General features: G+C 39.2%; 19 protein-coding genes. 1 reads left to right on the top strand and 18 read right to left on the bottom strand.

Annotated elements, in window-relative coordinates:
* Positions 1-6: 6 nt before the first annotated feature.
* The 16 genes from EO115_RS06345 to EO115_RS06270 all read right to left on the bottom strand — a co-directional run bounded on the left by EO115_RS06345 (position 7) and on the right by EO115_RS06270 (position 18,079).
* Complete coding sequence (locus tag EO115_RS06345) at positions 7-906, bottom strand: ABC transporter permease (RefSeq protein WP_126938126.1); 900 nt, start codon at positions 904-906, stop codon at positions 7-9.
* Between the two features lie 35 nt (positions 907-941).
* Positions 942-1,907, bottom strand: a complete 966-nt coding sequence (locus EO115_RS06340; RefSeq protein ID WP_126938125.1) for an ABC transporter substrate-binding protein — start codon at positions 1,905-1,907, stop codon at positions 942-944.
* 240 nt (positions 1,908-2,147) lie between these two features.
* Positions 2,148-3,515, bottom strand: a complete 1,368-nt coding sequence (gene brnQ, locus EO115_RS06335) for a branched-chain amino acid transport system II carrier protein (RefSeq protein WP_126938124.1) — start codon at positions 3,513-3,515, stop codon at positions 2,148-2,150.
* Positions 3,516-3,528: 13 nt separating this feature from the next.
* On the bottom strand, positions 3,529-5,157 hold the full coding sequence (locus EO115_RS06330) for a phosphoenolpyruvate carboxykinase (ATP) (protein ID WP_126938123.1): 1,629 nt from the start codon (positions 5,155-5,157) through the stop codon (positions 3,529-3,531).
* Between the two features lie 230 nt (positions 5,158-5,387).
* A complete protein-coding gene (gene galU, locus EO115_RS06325; RefSeq protein WP_126938122.1) occupies positions 5,388-6,275 on the bottom strand; it encodes a UTP--glucose-1-phosphate uridylyltransferase GalU in 888 nt (295 codons plus the stop codon).
* Positions 6,276-6,288: 13 nt separating this feature from the next.
* Positions 6,289-7,851 carry an LPS-assembly protein LptD gene (locus EO115_RS06320; protein ID WP_126938121.1) on the bottom strand — a complete coding sequence of 521 codons (1,563 nt, stop codon included), beginning with the start codon at positions 7,849-7,851 and terminating at the stop codon, positions 6,289-6,291.
* Between the two features lie 8 nt (positions 7,852-7,859).
* The gene (locus EO115_RS06315) at positions 7,860-8,975 is read right to left on the bottom strand and encodes a hypothetical protein (protein WP_126938120.1); all 1,116 of its coding nucleotides are present in this window, start codon (positions 8,973-8,975) and stop codon (positions 7,860-7,862) included.
* Between the two features lie 57 nt (positions 8,976-9,032).
* Positions 9,033-9,479 carry a hypothetical protein gene (locus tag EO115_RS06310; RefSeq protein WP_126938119.1) on the bottom strand — a complete coding sequence of 149 codons (447 nt, stop codon included), beginning with the start codon at positions 9,477-9,479 and terminating at the stop codon, positions 9,033-9,035.
* Between the two features lie 117 nt (positions 9,480-9,596).
* Positions 9,597-10,604, bottom strand: coding sequence for a hydrogenase expression/formation protein HypE (hypE, locus tag EO115_RS06305; RefSeq protein WP_126938118.1), 1,008 nt, complete (start codon positions 10,602-10,604; stop codon positions 9,597-9,599).
* A complete protein-coding gene (hypD, locus tag EO115_RS06300; protein ID WP_126938117.1) occupies positions 10,605-11,723 on the bottom strand; it encodes a hydrogenase formation protein HypD in 1,119 nt (372 codons plus the stop codon).
* A complete protein-coding gene (locus EO115_RS06295; RefSeq protein WP_126938116.1) occupies positions 11,680-11,934 on the bottom strand; it encodes a HypC/HybG/HupF family hydrogenase formation chaperone in 255 nt (84 codons plus the stop codon). Before EO115_RS06295 ends, hypD begins: the two co-directional genes overlap by 44 nt.
* An 8-nt stretch (positions 11,935-11,942) precedes the next feature.
* Positions 11,943-14,357, bottom strand: a complete 2,415-nt coding sequence (locus EO115_RS06290; RefSeq protein ID WP_126938115.1) for a carbamoyltransferase HypF — start codon at positions 14,355-14,357, stop codon at positions 11,943-11,945.
* A 29-nt stretch (positions 14,358-14,386) separates the two neighbouring features.
* Complete coding sequence (scfB, locus tag EO115_RS06285) at positions 14,387-15,781, bottom strand: thioether cross-link-forming SCIFF peptide maturase (RefSeq protein ID WP_126938114.1); 1,395 nt, start codon at positions 15,779-15,781, stop codon at positions 14,387-14,389.
* A gap of 295 nt (positions 15,782-16,076) precedes the next feature.
* Complete coding sequence (gene scfA / locus EO115_RS06280) at positions 16,077-16,220, bottom strand: six-cysteine ranthipeptide SCIFF (protein ID WP_009353042.1); 144 nt, start codon at positions 16,218-16,220, stop codon at positions 16,077-16,079.
* A gap of 89 nt (positions 16,221-16,309) precedes the next feature.
* Positions 16,310-17,350 carry a metal ABC transporter solute-binding protein, Zn/Mn family gene (locus tag EO115_RS06275; RefSeq protein ID WP_126938113.1) on the bottom strand — a complete coding sequence of 347 codons (1,041 nt, stop codon included), beginning with the start codon at positions 17,348-17,350 and terminating at the stop codon, positions 16,310-16,312.
* Positions 17,351-17,476: 126 nt separating this feature from the next.
* Entirely contained in the window at positions 17,477-18,079 is a 603-nt protein-coding gene (locus tag EO115_RS06270) for an ECF transporter S component (RefSeq protein WP_126938112.1), read from the bottom strand.
* Positions 18,080-18,592: 513 nt separating this feature from the next.
* Here EO115_RS06270 and EO115_RS06265 point away from each other — a divergent pair.
* Positions 18,593-19,765: a class I SAM-dependent methyltransferase gene (locus tag EO115_RS06265; RefSeq protein WP_126938111.1), complete on the top strand. Its 1,173-nt coding sequence runs from the start codon at positions 18,593-18,595 to the stop codon at positions 19,763-19,765.
* 111 nt (positions 19,766-19,876) lie between these two features.
* Here EO115_RS06265 and EO115_RS08485 read toward each other — a convergent pair whose 3' ends face one another.
* Positions 19,877-20,437, bottom strand: coding sequence for a site-specific integrase (locus EO115_RS08485; RefSeq protein ID WP_240628978.1), 561 nt, complete (start codon positions 20,435-20,437; stop codon positions 19,877-19,879).
* An 11-nt stretch (positions 20,438-20,448) separates the two neighbouring features.
* Positions 20,449-20,802, bottom strand: a complete 354-nt coding sequence (locus tag EO115_RS08480) for a hypothetical protein (RefSeq protein ID WP_240628976.1) — start codon at positions 20,800-20,802, stop codon at positions 20,449-20,451.
* Positions 20,803-21,009 lie beyond the last annotated feature (207 nt).

The following is a 21,009-nucleotide window of genomic DNA, read 5'->3' as shown; positions in this document are numbered from 1 at the left end:
CCTCCCTTAACCACGACGAAATTTACCTTGCCATTTTGGTAAAGATAAAGCAAGGGCTACTAAAATAGCAGTGAATAATTTCAAATCATTTGGAGGCATACCTAGGTATAACACAGTAGCAATTACGATACGGTAAATAATAGAACCAAATACAACAGCCACTAAACTCAACACGAATGAGGAATTACCAAACAGTTTACGAACTATGGAAGAAGAGGTGAATAACACTTCTCCGATGATAACAGAGGCTAAGCCTATCACAATAGTTCCTACCCCCATACCAATATCCGCAAACCCTTGGGATTGCGCAATTAATGCACCAGACACTGCTACAAAGCCATTAGATAGCAATAGGCCAAGAACGATCATAGAATCTGTATTCACGCCTTGGGCACGAATCATTTGTGGATTCACACCAGTAGCACGAATGGATGTACCTAATTCAGTGCCAAAGAACCAGAACAGGAAGAGCCCTACTACTATCGTTACAGCTACACCGATAATAGTTAATGCCATTGCATTGGATATACCCACACCATGTATAACAGAGTAGACCGTATCCATACGCAAAAGCGAAATATTAGCTTTTCCCATGATATGCAAGTTTACAGAGTACAAGGCAATCATTGTTAAAATACCGGCTAATAATGCGGGAATTTTTAACTTTGTATGAATCCATCCTGTAACAGCACCGGCAATCATACCACCAATACCTGCTACGATCACTGTCACCCATGGATTGACACCCATCGTAATTAATACTGCAGAAATAGCGGCTCCCATAGGAAAACTACCTTCTACAGTTAAATCTGCTACGTCTAATATTCTGAAAGTAATAAATACACCCAATGCTAACAACGCCCATAATAGACCTTGCGCAATAGTGCTAATAATTAAGTTTGTCATATATCCTCCTACTTAGAGTTTCCCCTACTACTATACTACTGGTGTTTCAATTCTTCTGGAATTGAGATATGTAAGCGATCCGCTTCATCTTGATTAAACACAAATTTAATCGGTTTTTGCATTTCGATTGGCATACTATCAGGTGTACTTTCACCACGTAGCACACGTGCTGCCATATGACCTGTTTGAACACCTAATTTATAAAAGTCTACCGAATACGCTGCTAATCCACCTGTTTTTAACCATGTATCATCAGATGGAAATACTGGTAAATTCGCCGCACTAAAAATAGTGACTATATTCGCATAGGAAGAAGCAATAATATTATCTGTAGGGAAATATACTGCATCAACGCCCATAATCGCTAATTGGTTCGCTGCTTGTGGCACATCATTCACATTGGATACAGTAATTTCCACTAATTCCATACCATATTTTTCAGCTTCTTTTCGAAAACTCTCTGCTTGTAATTGTGAATTCACTTCACTTGATGAATAGATAGTACCGATTTTTTTTGCATTCGGTAACAATTGATGCACTAATTCCACTCGTTTTTCCATAGGCACCATGTCTGTTGTACCTGATACATTACCACCTGGATGTTCATCACTATCTACTAAACGAGCCGTTGTATAGCTAGTGACAGCCGTGCCTAACACCGGTATATCCTTTGTAGCATTCGCCATCGCCTGCACCGCCGGTGTAGCAATAGCCACTACTAAATCTGAATTCCGAGCCACAAATCGTTGCGCAATGGTGTTTAAATTTGATTGATCACCTTGAGCATTCTGATGGTCGATAATGACATTATCCTCAAAACCCTCTTCACGCAAACCGTCAACAATACCTTTATTCGCTGCATCTAATGCGGGATGTTCCGCCAATTGCAAGATGCCAACCCGATACATCTTGCCTCCTCCTGGTGCTTCTAGTGAAGATTCATGCCACAGCAAGACCCCCACCAGACAGACCACCAACAGGGCCAGTCCTTTTTTCCACATAAAAATCTCCTTTCTACTATACTACATGGTAGCATCGCGCCACCTCCTACAGTCTTTCTATGGGAAAGATATACAGATTATACCATATACGTATGTATTCGCAAATAGTCAAATTCCACTTTCTATAGAATTTAAAGTTCAGTCTATTATCATCTCTTAGGTTCACTACATAAAAAGCGACTAGATCAACATGACCTAGTCGCTAACAGTTATCAAACTATATTCTGTTTGCTATCTTAATTATTTAGCAAACATATCACTATCTGTTTTATTCGGAACAATCGCAATGTATACTAAACCAAGTACAAAGCCGATGATAGATGGTACAATCCATCCCATACCGATAGAAGCAAACGGAAGCATACCATAGTATGGTAACGCCCATTGTACAAATCCAGATGTATTAATAACTTCTGGAGCTGTAGCCATGGCATCTCCTAATGCCGCAAATAAAGCAAACGCTGTTGTCCAAGCATAGACTGCTCGTCTTCCTTTGAACATAGGTGCTGCAAAGGATAACAAGATGATAGTAATAGACAATGGATATAAGAACATCAACACAGGGATTGCCAATTCGATGATTTTTGTCAAACCTACATTAGCAATTAAGAAACCCACTGCAGTTGTCAAATACGCATAACCACGGTAACCTAATGTATTAGGGAACATTTCATCAAATGTTTCGCCACAAGCGCCAATCAAACCTACGCAAGTTTTCAAACATGCTAAAGTAACAATAATAGCCAATAAGATAGCCCCAGTATTACCAAAATAGTAAGCATTCATTTGTGCCATGGTAATACCACCATTTTTAGCAACACCCAATGTTGTCACACTAGTAGCACCACTGTAAGCCAAGAAACCATAAATTACAGCCATAATAGAACAAGCTACGAAACCAGCTTTTACAAGACCAATCGCAATATCTTTTGGTTCTGTTACACCCACACCTTGTAAGGCACGAATTACGATGATACCAAATGCTAAAGATGCCAATACATCAAGAGTATTATAGCCTTCTGTAAAGCCTTTGAAGAAAGCATGTGTTGCATATTCTCCTTGTGGTACAACCGCACTGTAATCTCCCATTGGCATAATTACTACTGTCAGCAATAAAATGCTTAAGAACACCAAGAATAAAGGTGTCAACACTTTACCAATGTAGGTCATTAGTTTACCAGGGTTCAAAGAGAACAAAATAGCTACAATGAAAAACACGGCAGAAAATACACCTAGTGCAAGATCGGGATTTATACCGCCAAGGAATGGCTCAAATCCTATGGTATAGGATACCGTACTTGTTCTTGGGATTGCGAATGCAGGACCAATCGTAATATACAATAATAACGTAAAAATTTTACCATATGTCGGATGTACACGACTTACTAAGTCTTGCAAACCATTACTACGAGATACACCCATGGCTACAATACCTAGGAATGGTAATCCTATAGCTGTAGCTAAAAAGCCTAATGTTGCAGGCCACAATGCATTACCTGCCTCTTGTCCTAAATGAACTGGAAAAATTAAATTTCCAGCGCCAAAGAACATACCGAATAACATGGTTCCAATAAATACTACAGCCCCCCAAGATAGCTTTTGATTCATAACTACTCTCCCCTTACATAAGAATTTTCAATACATCTAGCACTTCATTTGGCAATTCATCTTTTGTTCCTTTTAATTTTTCGATGTAATCATAGCGGAACTCAAATGCTTTATGCAAAATATGATGGTATTCACGAACTGTAAAGTCTGGTTCAAACCCTTCTACTTTTACATATTCTAAGTTTTCATATTTATAGAAAGGTTCAAAGTTAAGGCTACCCTCAACTAATCCCTCTAGCAAGCCTAATGTAACTTCTTTTGGAATCTTTTTATCCAAGAAGAATCCTGTATTCATGATGTAACAATCTACGCCAGATTGAGTAAATAGTTTTTTATAACTTTCATAATCTGTACGCAAAGAGTAGGTACGGAATGGGTTTGCATAGGGTTCAATAACCAATGCATTCGGATCTACATGGTCATCTAACTTTTCTGCTGTCGAACGACGCGTTGCTAATGTAGCCCCCATAGTCGCCGCTAAAATTGGATCATCAACCTTTAAAATTGGCGGCAATGTTTTATCTTTCATCAACCATACGATAGCATTCACTGGATCTTTCACAAAGTTCACACGATTATCAGTCCAGAATTGAGATTTGATGGCACGACCATTATTATTACGAACATCTTCTGCCAATACAACTTTATTGCCGTCTTCATCTAATGTAACACCCACGTTTTGTAATGTTAACAAATATTTGTTAGCAGGATGTTCCACTGGATAATCTTGCATTTTATCAAAATAAGTTGGTTCTAATGCAATAGAAGATAAATCTTCTGTATGAATGATATACGCATCATCATGCAGCACAGAAATATCGTAGCGCCCTTCATGTTGCTCATGAGTCAACGTAGATTTGCCAGATCCAGATAAACCAAACACGCCAATCGTATAGGATGAACCATCTTTTAAATTATATCGTTTCATACCGCCGTGGCATGCCACATAGCCATAGCGATTTGCCAAGGACCATCCCAATGTAAGAGTTCCCTTTTTATGCTCTCCAAAGTAGCGCATCCCCAAAATCATGGCACAATTATGAGCTGGATCAAAAATAGCCAGTCCACCCGGGTGTCCTTCTACTACATAATCTGGATCAGAATAAATAAAAATATCACCCTCTGGCAACTGTTTACTGTCTTTATAGAAAGCTTTTACCTCTTCATTAAAGAACTGAAAGTTAATAGCCCAAGAGTATAAAATAGAAGCATGTTCTTTGGGAATCATTAAATGTGCACGTGCTGTAAAAGCTTCATCTAATCCCACAATGGCCTGTGCAGAAATCCATTCCTTATGACGGCTATCATACACTGCTTCACGAGCAATATCACACAATTCTACTTCATTAATACCTTCATCGCCAATAATACGACGAGCTTTCGCATAGCGCCCAGTTGTTTTACCATTATTTGTGACTAACACTTTTGCATCTTGTGGTAACCCTTGCTCTTCCGCTCGATATACAGGCATATCTAATACAATGACACCTGGTTCCTTAGTAGCCAACTCATAGGCTTGAGCAATTGTCGTTATAGGTGTTACATTATTTCCATAAAAAGCAGTTTCAATGGTACTTCTTAACTTAGAAAATAGTGGATTCTCTTTAATTTCGGAATGTTTCCAGTTTAATCTTGTTGACATATGTAGTCCTCATCAATTCTAACTTATTATACTTATGTTTATTCCTATATTCTAACATTTAATTAAATATTTCACAATATGAGGTCAATCATATACCTCCTAACAATCCAGTAAATATAAGTACTTATGATATTTATCACAACAAACCCTTAACATGTGCTGAATAGTTATGCAAAAACGGATGCTATAAGGTTCTCACCTCATAACATCCGTTCTGAAAACGCATCCATTTATGATGTATGATTCATAATAAAATCAATATCTAAATCTTCTAAATAGCTTTTGAAAGCCTCGGCCAACTGCGGATTTCGCAATCCATATTCTACAGTTGCTTTTAAATAGCCTAGCCGATCTCCTATATCATAGCGCACTCCTTCATAGGAATAGGCTAACACTCTAGAGGAAAGTCTGGCAATCGCATCGGTCAGTTGAATTTCATTGCCTGCACCTTGCGGTGTCTTCTCTAACTCATCAAAAATTTCTGGCGTTAATATATAGCGCCCTAACACAGCTAAGTTAGATGGAGCATATTCAAAAGATGGCTTTTCTACAAGACCGGCAACTTCATACACATTCGATTCAATTTCCTGTCCCGATACAATCCCATAGGAACTCACCTTTTCTGGTGCTACAAACTGTGTACCTAGAATTGTCACACCATCATGGGCATAGTGACAATCGATGAGTTGTTGCAAACATGGTCGCTGTGGATTATACACCACATCATCGCCTAATAGTACTGCGAACGGTTCATCTCCAATAAATGTTTTGGCACAATAAATCGCATCACCCAACCCACGAGCTGTTTTTTGCCGAATGTAATGAACTTTTATATTCGCCAAATTACGTACCATTTCTAAATGTTGTTGCTTCCCTTGCTGTTGCAATAACTGTTCTAATTCTACGCTAGTATCAAAATGATCTTCGATCGCTCGTTTATTACGACCTGTAATAATCAGGATATCTTCAATACCTGAATCTATGGCTTCTTGCACAATGTATTGAATCGTAGGTGTATCTACGATAGGCAACATCTCTTTGGGCTGTGCCTTTGTAGCAGGTAAAAAACGCGTACCAAATCCTGCTGCAGGAATAACCGCTTTTCTAACCTTTTTCATAGTATCCTCTCACTTAAAAGTCTTTAGCCACTAATGTATACTCCCACTTCTTTTGTTTCGTTCTATATGTTAAAGAACCTTCAAAAGAATGTAAGTCTCTATGCCAAGATATATCTACATATCGCAATTGATGGGTGAGCAAATCTTGTTGTACATTGATGCTGAAGCGATCTAATTTCGTCGCTTGTACACTAACACCATAATAAAAATCATGTTTTACATCTACTTTATCAAAGGAGTATGGGGAATCCAATGTTTCCGATGTATTATTTTGATGGTATCCAGCCCAAGCTTTCACGCGATCATTAATGGTAGTTTTTGCTCCGATTCCCCAATATGGCATCGTTCTTGTCAATCCGTTATAGCCATAATAATCTCGTTGATATCCTACAAATGCAGTGACATCTGTGGATGGTAACACATGCCATGGATCATGAGATACTTCTCCATATACTTTATGATGAGATCCTTTAATATCACCTTCATACCATCGTCCCATACTCAATCCACCACGTATTGTCAACGGCGAATGACCAATGTGGTACGCATGCGTATCAATAGATAACTCAGGTTTTTTCTCAACCCAAACTTTTTCTGCATTCAATGTAGATGACTCACGAGTATAGGCCAAGATCGCCTCACCCCAAGGGAGTGACTTTTCATATCCAAAGGATGGTTTAAATCCTACTTTAGAACCTACCGTATATCCCAAAAATACGTCAGACGTATTTGATAGAGGGTACTCAATATTACCTCTTAATACAAATCCATCTGTAGAGTTATAGCTTGGTCTTGGAATGATAGAGAATACATTCAATTGACCTTTTTTGTCTTTTCGCAAAGAAACTTTATATCGTTTCAAAGATAAAATTTTCGTATTTTTAATATACAAAGCTGCATTATGTATAATGGCTTTATCTTCTGGGTAGATATCAATGGAGTCGCCTTCTACACGATAATCTGGAGCCCCTTTAAAGGCAATGGCATGTTTAGTTGTAATCCAACCTTTTTCAATGTGACCATGTGTCCCATCAAACTCCGCTGTCTTCGCTTTCACCCAATAGGGATCTGCATAGCCAAACACATCTTTTGTCTGTGCCTGCCCGTTGCTTGCATTATAAGAAATAAAGGCCCCTTGCAAATCTTTTTTTAGACCTTGTTCTTCTAAGAAGTGGTACCCTTCTTTACTTTCGTATCGTTGGGTTTGCACATTCCCTTCAACCTTTGGAGTCAGCAACTGCTGAGTACCACGCTCTACTTCTACAGTTCCTTTAGCCCATACTTTTCCTGTCGTTCCATTATAATACATTTTATCAGCATCAATGCGTACAGGCTGAGAGCTTTCCTCCACTGGCATTACGGTCTCGCCTTTTTTTGCAGGCTTTATTTGCAAAACAGGAGTTAGTTTTGTATCTGTACTAGCTTGTACGCCCCCTGTGATAGAAGGTGCTACATAAGATATTTCCTTATTCTGAGATGATACCTCTGGTAGCGGCATCGTATTAGTTTGGGCATACCCATGTGTACAGGCCAGAACTGCTAATACGGTCATAGCCGTTACTGAATATTGTTTCATAGTATCTCCTAATCCTTTTCGCGTTTCACAATAACGACAGGTTTTTCTATCAATGAATCATCTGGCACTACTTGCGTCGCTTCTTCTTTGGTTGGTTTCACTGTCTCTTTTGTTTGCTTTGCTTCTTCTGTAGTAGGCGCCTTTGCAACACTGCTAGTTGCTTCTACAGTAGATTTAGGCTGTGCCACTGATACTGGTTGTACCGCTGCACTTGTATCTACACCACGCACTTCAATGCCGGAAATAGTCACTGTCGACTCCGGTTGTACGTACACAAGTGTTCCTTCTGGTAAATCAATAGACTTGCCTTTTACAAAGAATCCACCTACAAGTCCTACTGGTCCCAATACAACAGCACCAGCAACAGAAGCACCTGCCGCTTTCAGTTCATCTTTCGTTTTTGCTTTGGCTTCTTCCCCTTGAAGAGCTGTAAAGATAGTACCATCAATTCCTTGTAACTGATCAAACACAATATTTAACTTAGCATTGCGTCCAAAAGAACGAGCTTTTGTAATCTCTGTAATATGGCCAGTACCAGGAGTTCCTTTCGGAACCAATAACACTTCACCATCCATAATATCTTCCGCTAATTTAACGTGTACAATATCATCTTTTGCATTTTTCTTAGAAGAAATTGGTTCTGTCAATGTCAAGGTAAATACTTGATCCGCAGCGATAGTCCCTTGTTTAGTTGCCAATGTAACTTGACTGCCAAAAATAGACTGTTTTAATTTTTGGACACGACTTTGCAAGGAACCTTTATTTTCCATTCCACTTACACTGCGTTCCATTTGTCCGATACGTTCTACTAAGGATCCATTGTGAACTTCATCATAGTACATCCACTCTAACGCGTTAACTTCTTGGTGTAATGTAACTTGTTTACCTTGTCCTTCTACAGTATTGAACAAATGGTCCACTTGGCCTGTAATGCTACCTTGTTGTTTCATTCCATACACAGTGTCTTGCAATTGATGCACACGATCTGTCAAAGCCCCCAATTGTACTTTACCATACACTGTCGTCTCCAAAGTTTCTGTTTTTTCCAAAACTGTGTCTGGTGCTGCCCATACACTAGTTGTCAAAAGAGCCAACATAGCTCCCAATACAGCAGAACGTTTCATAGTATCTCCTCATCTCTAATAACACATAGATAGCACGGGATGTCCCGTGCTAACATATTAAATCTTCAAATCTATAATCGCTGATACCCCAACGCCTTGAATACGATTTGCACCTAACGGGTTTTTGCTATCAATTGGTACCAAACCCTTTACTCGAGCAACAGATTTAAAGCTAGCTTCCATTTGAGCTACCGCTTCTACTCTCTCTACTTCACTACTAGGGCCTGTGACTTGTGCCGCTCCAATATGAGCTCCTTGACCAAGACTTACAATAGGTACTACCTTAGTTGAGTATGTAGTACTCAAATTATTTTGTTTTAAAAGAGTATTTAAATACCCGTCAATAGAACTACCATAACGATCTACTACAAATCCAGTTCCACCAACTTTTAATACTGTGCCTAATACTTTGCCAAAATTAAATGCCTGTGCTTGTTGCACGCCAACTACGCCTACAGAGGCAAATGAGAATGCTACCATAGCAGCTACGATTTGTTTTTTCATCGCAATATCCTCCTTTTACTTTTCATTGTATCAAAAAATAAATTTTTATTCCATATAAGTATATCTCATGACTATGATTTTTTCATGAAATATCCAAGGATATGATACAAAAGTATATTAACAGATTCTAGGGACTTGATCTTCACCTAGCATATCTAGCAGTCGAATACCACCTACAGCTGTTTGCAGTCCTACTTTTCCAGCATTGCCATTCACCACATCGCCGATGATCACCGCATCACGACCTTCTGTGAAAGTCTGCATCATCTGCACTACATCATCAGCTACGTCGGCACTTACAATAGCAATCATCTTTCCTTCATTCGCTAAGTATAGTGGGTCGTATCCTAACACTTGACATACGGCTTGCACTTCCTCGCGAACAGGAATGGCCGATTCTTGTAAACGAATTCCCTTTTGAGCAGAGTTTGCAATCTCTTGTAGTGTAGTAGCCAAACCGCCACGAGTAGGATCTCTAAAGAAAGCAATATCTTTACCAAAGGTTTCTAACAACTTATGAGCCATTTTATGTAAAGGTGCACAATCTGTTTGTATTGTATCTGGCAGATCTAATCCATACCGAGTTCCCATCACCGCAATGGCATGGTCACCTAAGGTGCCTGAAATGATGACTTTCATACCACTTTCAATATAGGAAGTGCCTAACTGTACATAATCCGGTACAATACCTACGCCAGCAGTATTCATGTAGATGCCGTCAACGGAACCTTTTTCTACTACCTTAGTGTCTCCTGTGACAATAGAAACACCAGATAGTTGTGCCATCTCCGACATGGTTTGTAGCACTGTTTCTAACGTAGAAATAGGTAAACCCTCTTCTAAAATAAGACCACAGGACAAATACTGAGGCACAGCACCCATCATAGCTAAGTCATTCACCGTACCGCATACTGCTAACTTACCAATGTTGCCACCAGGGAAAATATGTGGTGTCACTACATAGGAATCTGTACTCATAGCCATACGACCCGTTGTGACTGGAAATACAGCACCATCATGCAATTCATTTAATATTGGATTCGAAAAATATTTCACAATATATTGGTCCACCAGTTCATGGCTAAATTTACCGCCATTACCGTGGACTAAGCGAATACGTTCCATTTATTCCTCCCAGGTCATTCCACCACTGGAAAAACCATATTTATACCAAGCTGAGCAACTACCTTCTACCGATACCATGCAAGCCCCCACTGGATGCTCTGGCGTACAAAGTTTGCCAAATAAAGGACATGCATCAGGATGAATCATCCCTTGGATAACAGATCCACATTGGCAGCCTTTCGGTCCATCACTAGTTGTAAATGTTCCCAAAGGTAGTTGTACCAATGCATCATAGGCGGACCATTCTCCACGCAATTTCAAACCCGATGCTGGCAATACACCGATACCACGCCAACCATCATCAGACGGCTCGTACAAAGTATCCATTAATTGTTGTGCTACGGAATTTCCCGTTTTCGCCACCACGGACCGATACGTATTTCCTACATAAAACTTCTTTTCTTTACGTTGTTCTAAGAGATTTACAATAGCTGCTAAAATTTCCACACCATCAAAGCCAGCAATACAACTTGGCATATGATATTCATCAGCTAAGAATTGATACGGCTGTTCCCCTATAATAACACTTACGTGACCAGGCAATAAGAACCCATCAATTTGATGGTCTGGATTACTTAATAAAGCACGTAATGCAGGGGGCACCAATTTATGAGAAATCAAGAAAAATACATTCTTTAAGCCCTTAGCATGTACTGCCTGAATGGTGGCTGCAATGACAGCAATGGTCGTTTCAAAGCCGATGCCCAAGAAAATAATCTTTTTATCTGGATATTGTTCACTTAATCCAAGCACTTCCATGGGGCTATAAATAATTTCAATATGAGCTCCATTTTCTTTCGACTGCCATAAATTACCTGTTGTACCAGGAATCTTCAGCATATCTCCAAAGGTAGCGATTACTACATCCTCTCGAGCCGCATACGCTAAGGCTTGATCCATATATTGTTGGTCTGTCACACACACAGGACATCCAGGACCGCTGATCAATTCTATGCCTTTCGGCAACATTTGACGGATGCCTTCTCGAAAAATAGCCACTGTATGGGTCCCGCAGACTTCCATGAAGCGTACAGTTTCCTCTGGATTATGTAATTCGTGAATGCGCTCTAGTAAACTAGCTGCGACTTTCGATTTTTCCGTTAAAGTAATCTTGTTCAAGTTCTTCTAATTCGCGGAATGCCTCAAGGGTCAAACGCGCTTCCTCCTCATCTACAATTTGTACGGCACAGCCCGCATGGACTAATAACCAATCTCCAATTTTTGCTTCCGGCACCAATAACAGACTACACTCTCGTTGCACCCCTGTTAATTCCACGGTACCGATGGATTCATTAATATGCACCAATTGTGCTGGTACTGCTAAACACATAGTATCTCCTATCTATTCATATAACTTCCTAACCATAATTGCCCTAAAGCGATACCACCATCATTCATCGGGCTTTGGGTAGGCACGTGGACTGTGTATTCCCCTAATTCTTGCATCACTCCTTCTAGGAGAATGCGATTTTGGAATACTCCTCCACACAAGACAATGTGTGAAATGTGTCGTTCTTCACAACATTGTTTCGCCATCTGTCCTATATAATATATCAAAGTTCTGTGAAAGTTCGCTGAGATTTTTGCTACACTTTCACCATCTTTTAATTGTTCTATCACAGACCGTACTAAACTCATCGTATCTAATACAGTTCCGTCCAGCTTCATGTCTAGGATAGTACCCTTCTCTGAAAATGCCAGTTGCTCTAACTCGATAGCAAGCTGCGCATCATAGAGATGTTCATGACCTAAACCTAGCAAGGATGCTACTGTATCAAATAAACGACCACCGCTAGAAGACTGTACCATCTGCATATGCGGCATCATTTTCTCTAATAGTTCCCATCCCTTAGGCAGTGTTTTCTTCCACTGTTCTATCACTGTGGGGGATCCTGATGGATAGAGCTCATTCACATACCATAACGCTTGGCGCCACGGTTCTCGTACAGCTACTTCACCACCTGGCAGAGGGGAATAGCTCAAATGTGCCATTCGTTCCATATATTCTTTGTGGCAATATAAAAACTCACCGCCCCATAATGTGCCATCCGTTCCATATCCTGTACCATCAAAACAAATACCTAAAACAGGTTCTGTTACATTGCGCTCTGCCAGTACCGCTGCCACATGGGCATGATGATGCTGCACTTCTATGACAGGCACGTTATGCTCCTCTGCATAGGCTCTACCACACTGCGATGTGTAATAATTCGGGTGGGCATCCACGATGACCTGTGTAGGCTGTAATTGAAATAACTCTTCATAGCGTTTCGTCGTACTCCACAATAAATCTTGTACTCGCTTATGTTCCATATCCCCCATATAGGGACTTAGGATGGCATGAGAACCGCGATTCATACCGAAAGAGGCTTTCATGTCGGCGCCCATAGCTAACATGGTGGATCTCTTCTCTAATGCTACTACAGGAATGGACAAAGGGACGTATCCTCGGCTACGACGAATCATTATTGGCTTATCATGCACCACTTGTACCACCGAATCGTCCACTGGGGAGATAATCTCTCGATTGTGAGTCAATATATAGTCGGCTATCCCCTGTAATTCTTCCAATGCCTGGGCATCATCATACAGCACAGGATCTCCACTGCGGTTGGCACTGGTCATGACCCACAAAGCATCAGAAGGCACTAAGCTATAGTGATACGGTGCATAGGGTAAAAGAATACCTAACGTTGCCATACCCGGGGCTACACTAGGGGCTACAGGCACTATCTGTGACGTCACGTCCATAGCAGCCTTTTGAGTACATGCATTACGACATTCCTGATTAGAAACATGTTTTTTCTGATTTACATCAGTCATCTCTTTAAGAACCCTATCACACTCAGAAGTGGCACATGTTTCTAAATGCATAGTATTCGTATTATACGTCTTTATCTTTTGCAACAACACTATCGGCCTTACTGGGCTCAACAACAGTTTTTCTTCCTTTTCAGATATATGCACATACTGTTTTGCCGTTTCCAAAGACCCTGCCATGATCGCTAAAGGTTTTCTAGGTCGCCCTTTTCGCTGGCGCAAGGTTTGTACCGCTGTTTCTTGTAACGCATCACAGACCAAATGATATCCCCCAACACCTTTTACGGCTACAACAGAGCCATGTTGTATATGCTCTTTAGCTTGCTCTATGGCCTCATGTCCACTAGCGAACACCGTTCCATCTGCACCTCGTAATGTAAACATGGGGCCACACTGCTCGCAAGCATTTGGCTCTGCATGATACCGTCGACCTTCGAGGTCCTCATATTCCTTCTGACAGTCTTCGCACATAGGGAATACTTTCATAGATGTTGTGTCACGGTCATAGGGTGTACTTTCAATAATCGTATACCGAGGACCGCAATTTGTACAATTCGTAAACCCATAGTGAAAGCGTCGGTTCTCAGGATCTTGTATATCTTTCAAGCACGCCTCGCAAGGCGCCATATCAGCGCCAATAAAGGCATTCCCTTTCACACCTTGCGAAAGAATGATGGTAAAATCATCCAAATCCTGTAATTCTGTCGGTTCCATTTGTAAGGTATCGATACGTCCATGCATAGGTAACTCAGATTGCAATCGCTCTATAAATAGTTGACAATCTGCATCTACACCTTGTATGTGTATTTCCACACCGCTCGTGTCATTTCTCACTGTGCCCACAATTCCTAATTCATGGGCTAGTTTAGACACAAAGGGGCGGAATCCTATGCCCTGTACAATGCCTGTAACATGTATGGTGTATGCCTTCATAGAACCCGCCTCCCTTCAGTTATATAATTTTAGTGATTTTCTTGTCGGATCCCAGCTGCATCTAGCTCAGCTTGAATCATGATAGCACATTCAATACGTTTTTTCTGTAATTTACATCCCAATTCGTACGGTGTGCTAAGGTCTCCACCTAATGTTTCATTATTCGCATGGCAACCGCCGGAGCAGAAGAATTTTGCCCAACAGTTGGCACAGGTTTCTTTCGTAAATACGTGAGTATTTCTAAACTGCGTTGGTATGTCGTAGTTTTTCAAACCATCGAAAACAGTACCAATCACATAGCCATCTTTACCTACGTATTGGTGACATGGGTAAATATCTCCATTTGGTACGACAGCCATATATTCATGACCAGCGCCGCATCCACGCAAACGTTTTGCCATACATGGTCCACGGTATAAATCCATACGGAAGTGGAAGAAATTAAATTTCTCACCCCAACCAGCTAGTTGACGTTCTAAATATAGGTCTGCCAATTTTTCATATTCTTTTTCGATGATCGGCATATCCTCAGGGCGTAACACATAAGCCCCATCTTCGCCAACCACTGGTTCCATAGACAAATGTTCAAAACCTAAATCAGACATAGCTTCTACGTCTTTACAGAAGTCCAAGTTATTATGCGTATAAGTGCCACGCACATAGTATTCACGGCCATCACGTTGTTTAACAGCATTGACTAAGTTCTTCGCTACTGTATTGTAAGTGTCTTTACCACCAGAGCTTGGGCGCATGCTATTATGCACATCTTCACGACCATCTAGGGAAAGTACTAAGCTCATGTCATGTTCATTCACATAGTCAATTTTATCTTGTGTCAATAACATGCCGTTGGTAGTCAATGTTAATTTAAAGATTTTACCATATTCTTCTTGAATGGATTCAATATATTCTACGGTTTGTTTCACAACATCCCAGTTTAATAATGGTTCACCACCAAAGAAGTCAATTTCACAATGTTGACGTGGACCGCTCATGGAAATCAAGAAATCTACAGCACGTTTCGCTACATCAAAGCTCATTAATTCACGTTTTACTCCGCCGTAGTCACCTTGGCTGGCAAAACAATATTTACAAGCTAAGTTGCAATCATGCGCAATATTTAAACAAAGAGCTTTTACAATTGGCTTTTCGTCCACCACAAGTTTGAACTCTGCGGACATAGGCGCAAAAAGCATTTCCTCTTTGATCAGTTCGTCTAACTCATCCATAATTTCATCTAGTTCTGCTGCATCTTCTGTCGCATCTAATGCACTATGTACAGCCTCACGGTTTGTGCCGTTATAGATATCTAATACACGATCGATGAGCTCATCGATGACATGAATTATACCACTATTCACATCCAGTAGAAAGAACTTATCTTTCATTTTAAATTTATGAATCATCGGTTGTAATTCTAACATTCATACCTCCATTAACTTACTAAAGTCTAAAGTTTATTATATCACTTTATACCCATAACGTATAGAAAGCTATCAATATAGAGTATACTTTTTCTAAAATTATAGTATGCAAAAAATTATACTTTTAAAGTACATATGTTATAATTTAGACAAGCTAAAGATATAAAGGGTTAGCATACATAATCCCCCTAGATGGTCTAGATCTAGGGGGATTTTTCTAGTATAATCCGAGAAATACTATAAAGCAAAAAAGCTGCCAAACGATACGTTCGACAGCTTTTTGCTAATCTAATGATTATTTTTGTTTGCACACTTGGTTGCCTACTGTACAGCTAGTTTTGCAAGCAGATTGGCAAGATGTTTGACATTCACCACAGCCGCCTGTTTTAGCAGTTTTTTGTAGGGATTCAGTGTTAATTGTACGAATACGTTTAGACATCTTCATTCCTCCTAAGCACAAACTTACTATACTATAGTATCATTTAATGCCAATGTAAGCAAGATAAATCACTTACATGGTCAGAATAATTATTGTCCTAATGCTTCTTGTAACACTTTAAGGTTTTCTTCCATAATGTCTAAATATGTTACGCCTTTTTTGTTTTGTTCTTCAGTTAAACCTTCTGCTGGGTTTAATACATACACTTTTACACCAGTTTCAGCAGCGATAGCATTAGCCAATTTAGGGCTTACTAATTCTTCACTGAAAATAGCTTTTACATTATGTTCTTTGATGAAGGAAACAATGTCTGCCATACGTTCAGGTGTTGGTTCCGCATCAGGGGATACGCCCATAATACCTAGTTGTTCAAAGCCGTATGCTTTCGCTAAGTAACCAAATGCCATATGGCTAACTACTAAATGTTTGTCATGTTGTTTGTTACCAAACTCTTCATATTTACCATGTAAAGCTTGTAATTTTTCTTTGTATGCTTTACCGTTAGCTTCATAGTATTTCGCATTAGCAGGGTCAGCTTTAGAGAATGCTTCTACCACTGCATCAACTTCTTTTGCTACGTTCATTGGATCTAACCAAACATGTGGGTCAAACTCGCCATGCTCATGTTCGTGTTCATGTTTATCTTCTGCTTGCGCTTTATCATGGTCGTCTTTGTCTTCCTTGTGGTCCTTATCATGATCGTGATCTTTATCATGGTCATGATCATGCTCGTCTTCATCTTCATCTGGAGCTGGTAATAATGTTACAGATTTAGATAATTCAACAGGTTGTGCTTTTTGCAACACATCTGGAGCTAAAATCTTTTCTGTTGGCTCTAGACCAGCACCACTATATAAGAACACTTTAGCTGTACCGATTTCTTTTAAATCTTGTGCAGTCGGGTCCCAATCATGAGGCTCCGCTCCTGGAGGTACTAATAAAGTTACATCTACTTTATCTCCCCCCACTTGTTTCGCCACATCGTACACAGGGAACACCGTTGTAACAACTTTCATTTTATCAGATGAAGCAGCTTGTTTTGTGTCGCTTCCACATCCTGCAATACCAACCGCAGTAGCCACTACTGTAGCTCCTAGCACAAAATAGGTCAATCGTTTTTTCCAATTCATGAGTATACTCCTTCCCAATATAAAAAAACAAGAAGTGACCAGGTTTATTTAATCACTTCTTGATTATATACGATTTTAAAAATCCGTGCTTGAATGCATGAGCAGTCTATACACTCAATATCATTATCATTTAAATTTTCTAATAACCGCAATTGCCACCGGAGTTACAACTGCCACTGCTAATAAGGCTTCTGGAATGCCATGAGACCACACAATAGCCATGACTGCTTTCAGTACAGTTTCTTCTGGAATATGAGTAGCTTTAGCAAATTCTACCCCATAAATAGCATAAATTCCAGACATAACTAAAATTGTATTTGTTGCTGTTCCTAAAAATGCAGCTAAACCAATACGAATCGCTTTTACCTTAATTGGTAAATATAGATATACTAATGCAGCTACTAAGCCAATGAGCATTCTAGGCAATACAGAGATGATTGGATTCATAAATGCAAAGGATAATACATTAGGCGCTATATATGCTTGCACCATACTATAGGCACCGAATAAAAATCCTACTGCCATACCTACCTTAGGACCTTCCACAACACCACCTAAAATAGTTGGGATATGTAGAATCGTCGCACTGATTGGTGGAATCGGCACAAATCCCCATCCTGTCATACCTAGGACAATCGTAATTCCCGCCAATAGACCAATGATCGTCAATTGACGTACCGTAAACTTTTGTGCTGACCGTGTTTGTAATACTGCTGATTCTTTTTCCATGTTTTCCTCCGTTCTTATTCCCTCAGGATATAAGTCGAACCAATAAATAAAAAATAGGAACTTAGTTCTGTTCATAGTGATACAGACTATGTAGTTTAGTTCCTCGTATAGAGTAGTACAAAATAGCATCTATGTCAATTATATATTGTGATTTTAATTACAAAAAAAATGAAATATTCAATAAAATTTCAATGAATTAATTATTATATCATATATCAACTATTAATTTATAATAAGATCCTTAAATCTATCTGTACAATACATTTTTTATGTATATAATGTATTTTCTGTATAAATGGTATATAATAGCTTCATTAGGTTTACCTATTCATATTAAATACATATGATTACGAAAGAAGCCCACAAAATCAGCGACTATTTCTTTTAAACTTATATATATTTGATATATAAACCTATACTTTGTAATATGTGTGATTAGCTAAATGATTAAAATACATTCCTAACCGCTGCATATACTGTATATTGTGCATAACAACAAGAAAGGACTTACTTATGTTTTCTAAACTCTTTGATACTTTTTTAGTACACTATTTGGAACGTTTCAATGATCATTGTTTTGTTGTAAAAGTTGGCGATAAAAAATATACAATTGGGGAAGGAAATCCCGAATTTACAATTATTGTCAATAAAGATATCCCTAAAAAAGATATATTAGTATCCGCCGAATTGGCACTAGGCGAAGCATACATGCGCAAAGATATAGAAATTGAAGGAGATTTATTCAAAGCTCTTTGCGTCGTATTAGGTCATGTTAACAAAGACTCTATTAACAAAAAAGTGCTTAGTTCCCTATTTAATATGGGACTTAGAAAGAAAGACCAAAAGCAACAAGTATCTTCCCATTATGATTTAGGAAATGATTTCTATAGTTTATGGCTTGACGAAACTATGAGTTATTCTTGCGCCTATTTCAAAGAGGAAAACGACAGCCTTAAAGATGCACAATATCAAAAAGTGCATCATATTCTTGATAAGTTACACTTACAAGAAGGTATGACACTCCTTGATATTGGTTGCGGCTGGGGCTTCCTACTCATTGAAGCCGCTCTAAAATATGGAGTCAAAGGCTATGGCTGTACATTGTCTGAGGAGCAATGGAAAAAAGGTCAAGAACGAATTAAACAATTTGGTCTTGAAGGTCAAGTGGAAATCGATCTAATAGACTATCGCGATGTAGCTGCCTCTGGCCGTCAGTTCGATCGCATGGTAAGTGTAGGCATGTTAGAACATGTAGGTCGCCCTAATTTACCTATATACATGGAAGATGCATCTTCCATGCTAAAAGAAGGAGGCTTATTTTTACTTCATTACATCAGTGATCCAGCAGAAAAAGAAACCAGTGCATGGATTCGTAAATATATCTTTCCAGGTGGATCCTTGCCTTCCCTAAGAGAAATCATTGGTCTTGCCTACGAATATGATATGAATGTTCTGGATGTGGAAAATTTACGTTTTCACTATTACAAAACATTGATGCATTGGTACAATAATTTTCAAGGTGTTCGTGACCAAGTAGAACAAGTACGGGGTACTGAATTTGTACGCATGTGGGATTTATACCTATGTGGTTGTGCCGCTGGTTTCTATATTGGCAACATGGATTTACATCAAATTCTGATGACAAAATCCATTAACAATACATTACCATTAACACGTTGGTACTAAATCATATATTATAGCCTTTAATACTATAGGGCTGTCACTGTATATGTAGGATTTACTACATGTGAGTGACAGCCCTTCATCGTGCCAAAAGAGCCATCCTATGGAAATAGTTTACGCCAGTCCCGCCATCGATCGCATGACCAAATCAATATCTCGATTTTCCAGTTCTTGAATGATATGGATATACGTTTTCTGCGTTGTAGTCATACTGGCATGACCTAACCGTCTAGCAACGCTGGCAATGGACACCCCTGCAAAGAGCAACAACGATGCATGGGTATGACGTAATCCGTGAACAGAAATAACGGGAATCCCTAGGTCCTTGCAATATCTCTCTAGTCTATCATTTACCGTCGAATTATATACAGACCCTTTTACAAAAATTGGTTTATCCTCTGGCAAATCTCTGATTAATTCAGAAAATTTAATAATCGTTTGCCAATCCAATTGAATCTTTCGCACAGAAGACTTATTCTTCGTAGGTAAAAATCCACCATTCCCTTTGTAGTCCCAGGTTTTATTCACAATTAATGATTGATGTGGAAAATCAAAGTCTTTCGGCGTCAATGCTAAAGCCTCTGAAAAACGCATACCTGTCTTGGCAATAATAAAAATAAACCAGTCCCAATTAATATTCGGCGTAAGATGTAAATGCACTAGCAACGTATGCAACTCGAATTGATTCAGATACTTAATCTTCTTTTCTCGAGGCGCCTTTCCCTTAATGATTGCTTTACGTGTTGGTCTCGATCAATGAACCCTTCATCTACTGCATCCAATACAGCGGCTTTCAATTGATGGTGAAAGTCCATCGTGGTTTGTCGTTCATGATACACTGCATAGTCGTTCAATAATTGTTGATAGGTAATTCGATTTAACTCTGAAAGTCGTAACTCAGGTACTAACTTTTGCAACCATACTAAAGTAATCTCATACTTTTTCATAGTCACCTCTCGAATAGCCCCTTCCTTATAAATCCGAATCCACCGTTCATAATACTTATAAAATAATTCCGATCCTTCCTTAGCCTTTACCATATTCGCACCTCTTCAGTTACATGACAACATAGAAATGGCTCTTATACATATCTTACTCACATATTTCAGAAAAAGTATATACGGAGTTATATAATATGTATCTATCTTGTAATGTGAAAGTTTGGGGAATACTTACGCTGATGAAGGGTGATGAGGTTGTCGAAGTCTTCTAATATTTTTGTTATAGCTAATTGCTCTTCCATATTT

The organism is Veillonella sp. CHU740 (genome assembly GCF_003992055.1).
Taxonomy (GTDB): Bacteria; Bacillota; Negativicutes; order Veillonellales; family Veillonellaceae; genus F0422.
This window is presented reverse-complemented; position numbering and strand designations above follow the sequence as displayed.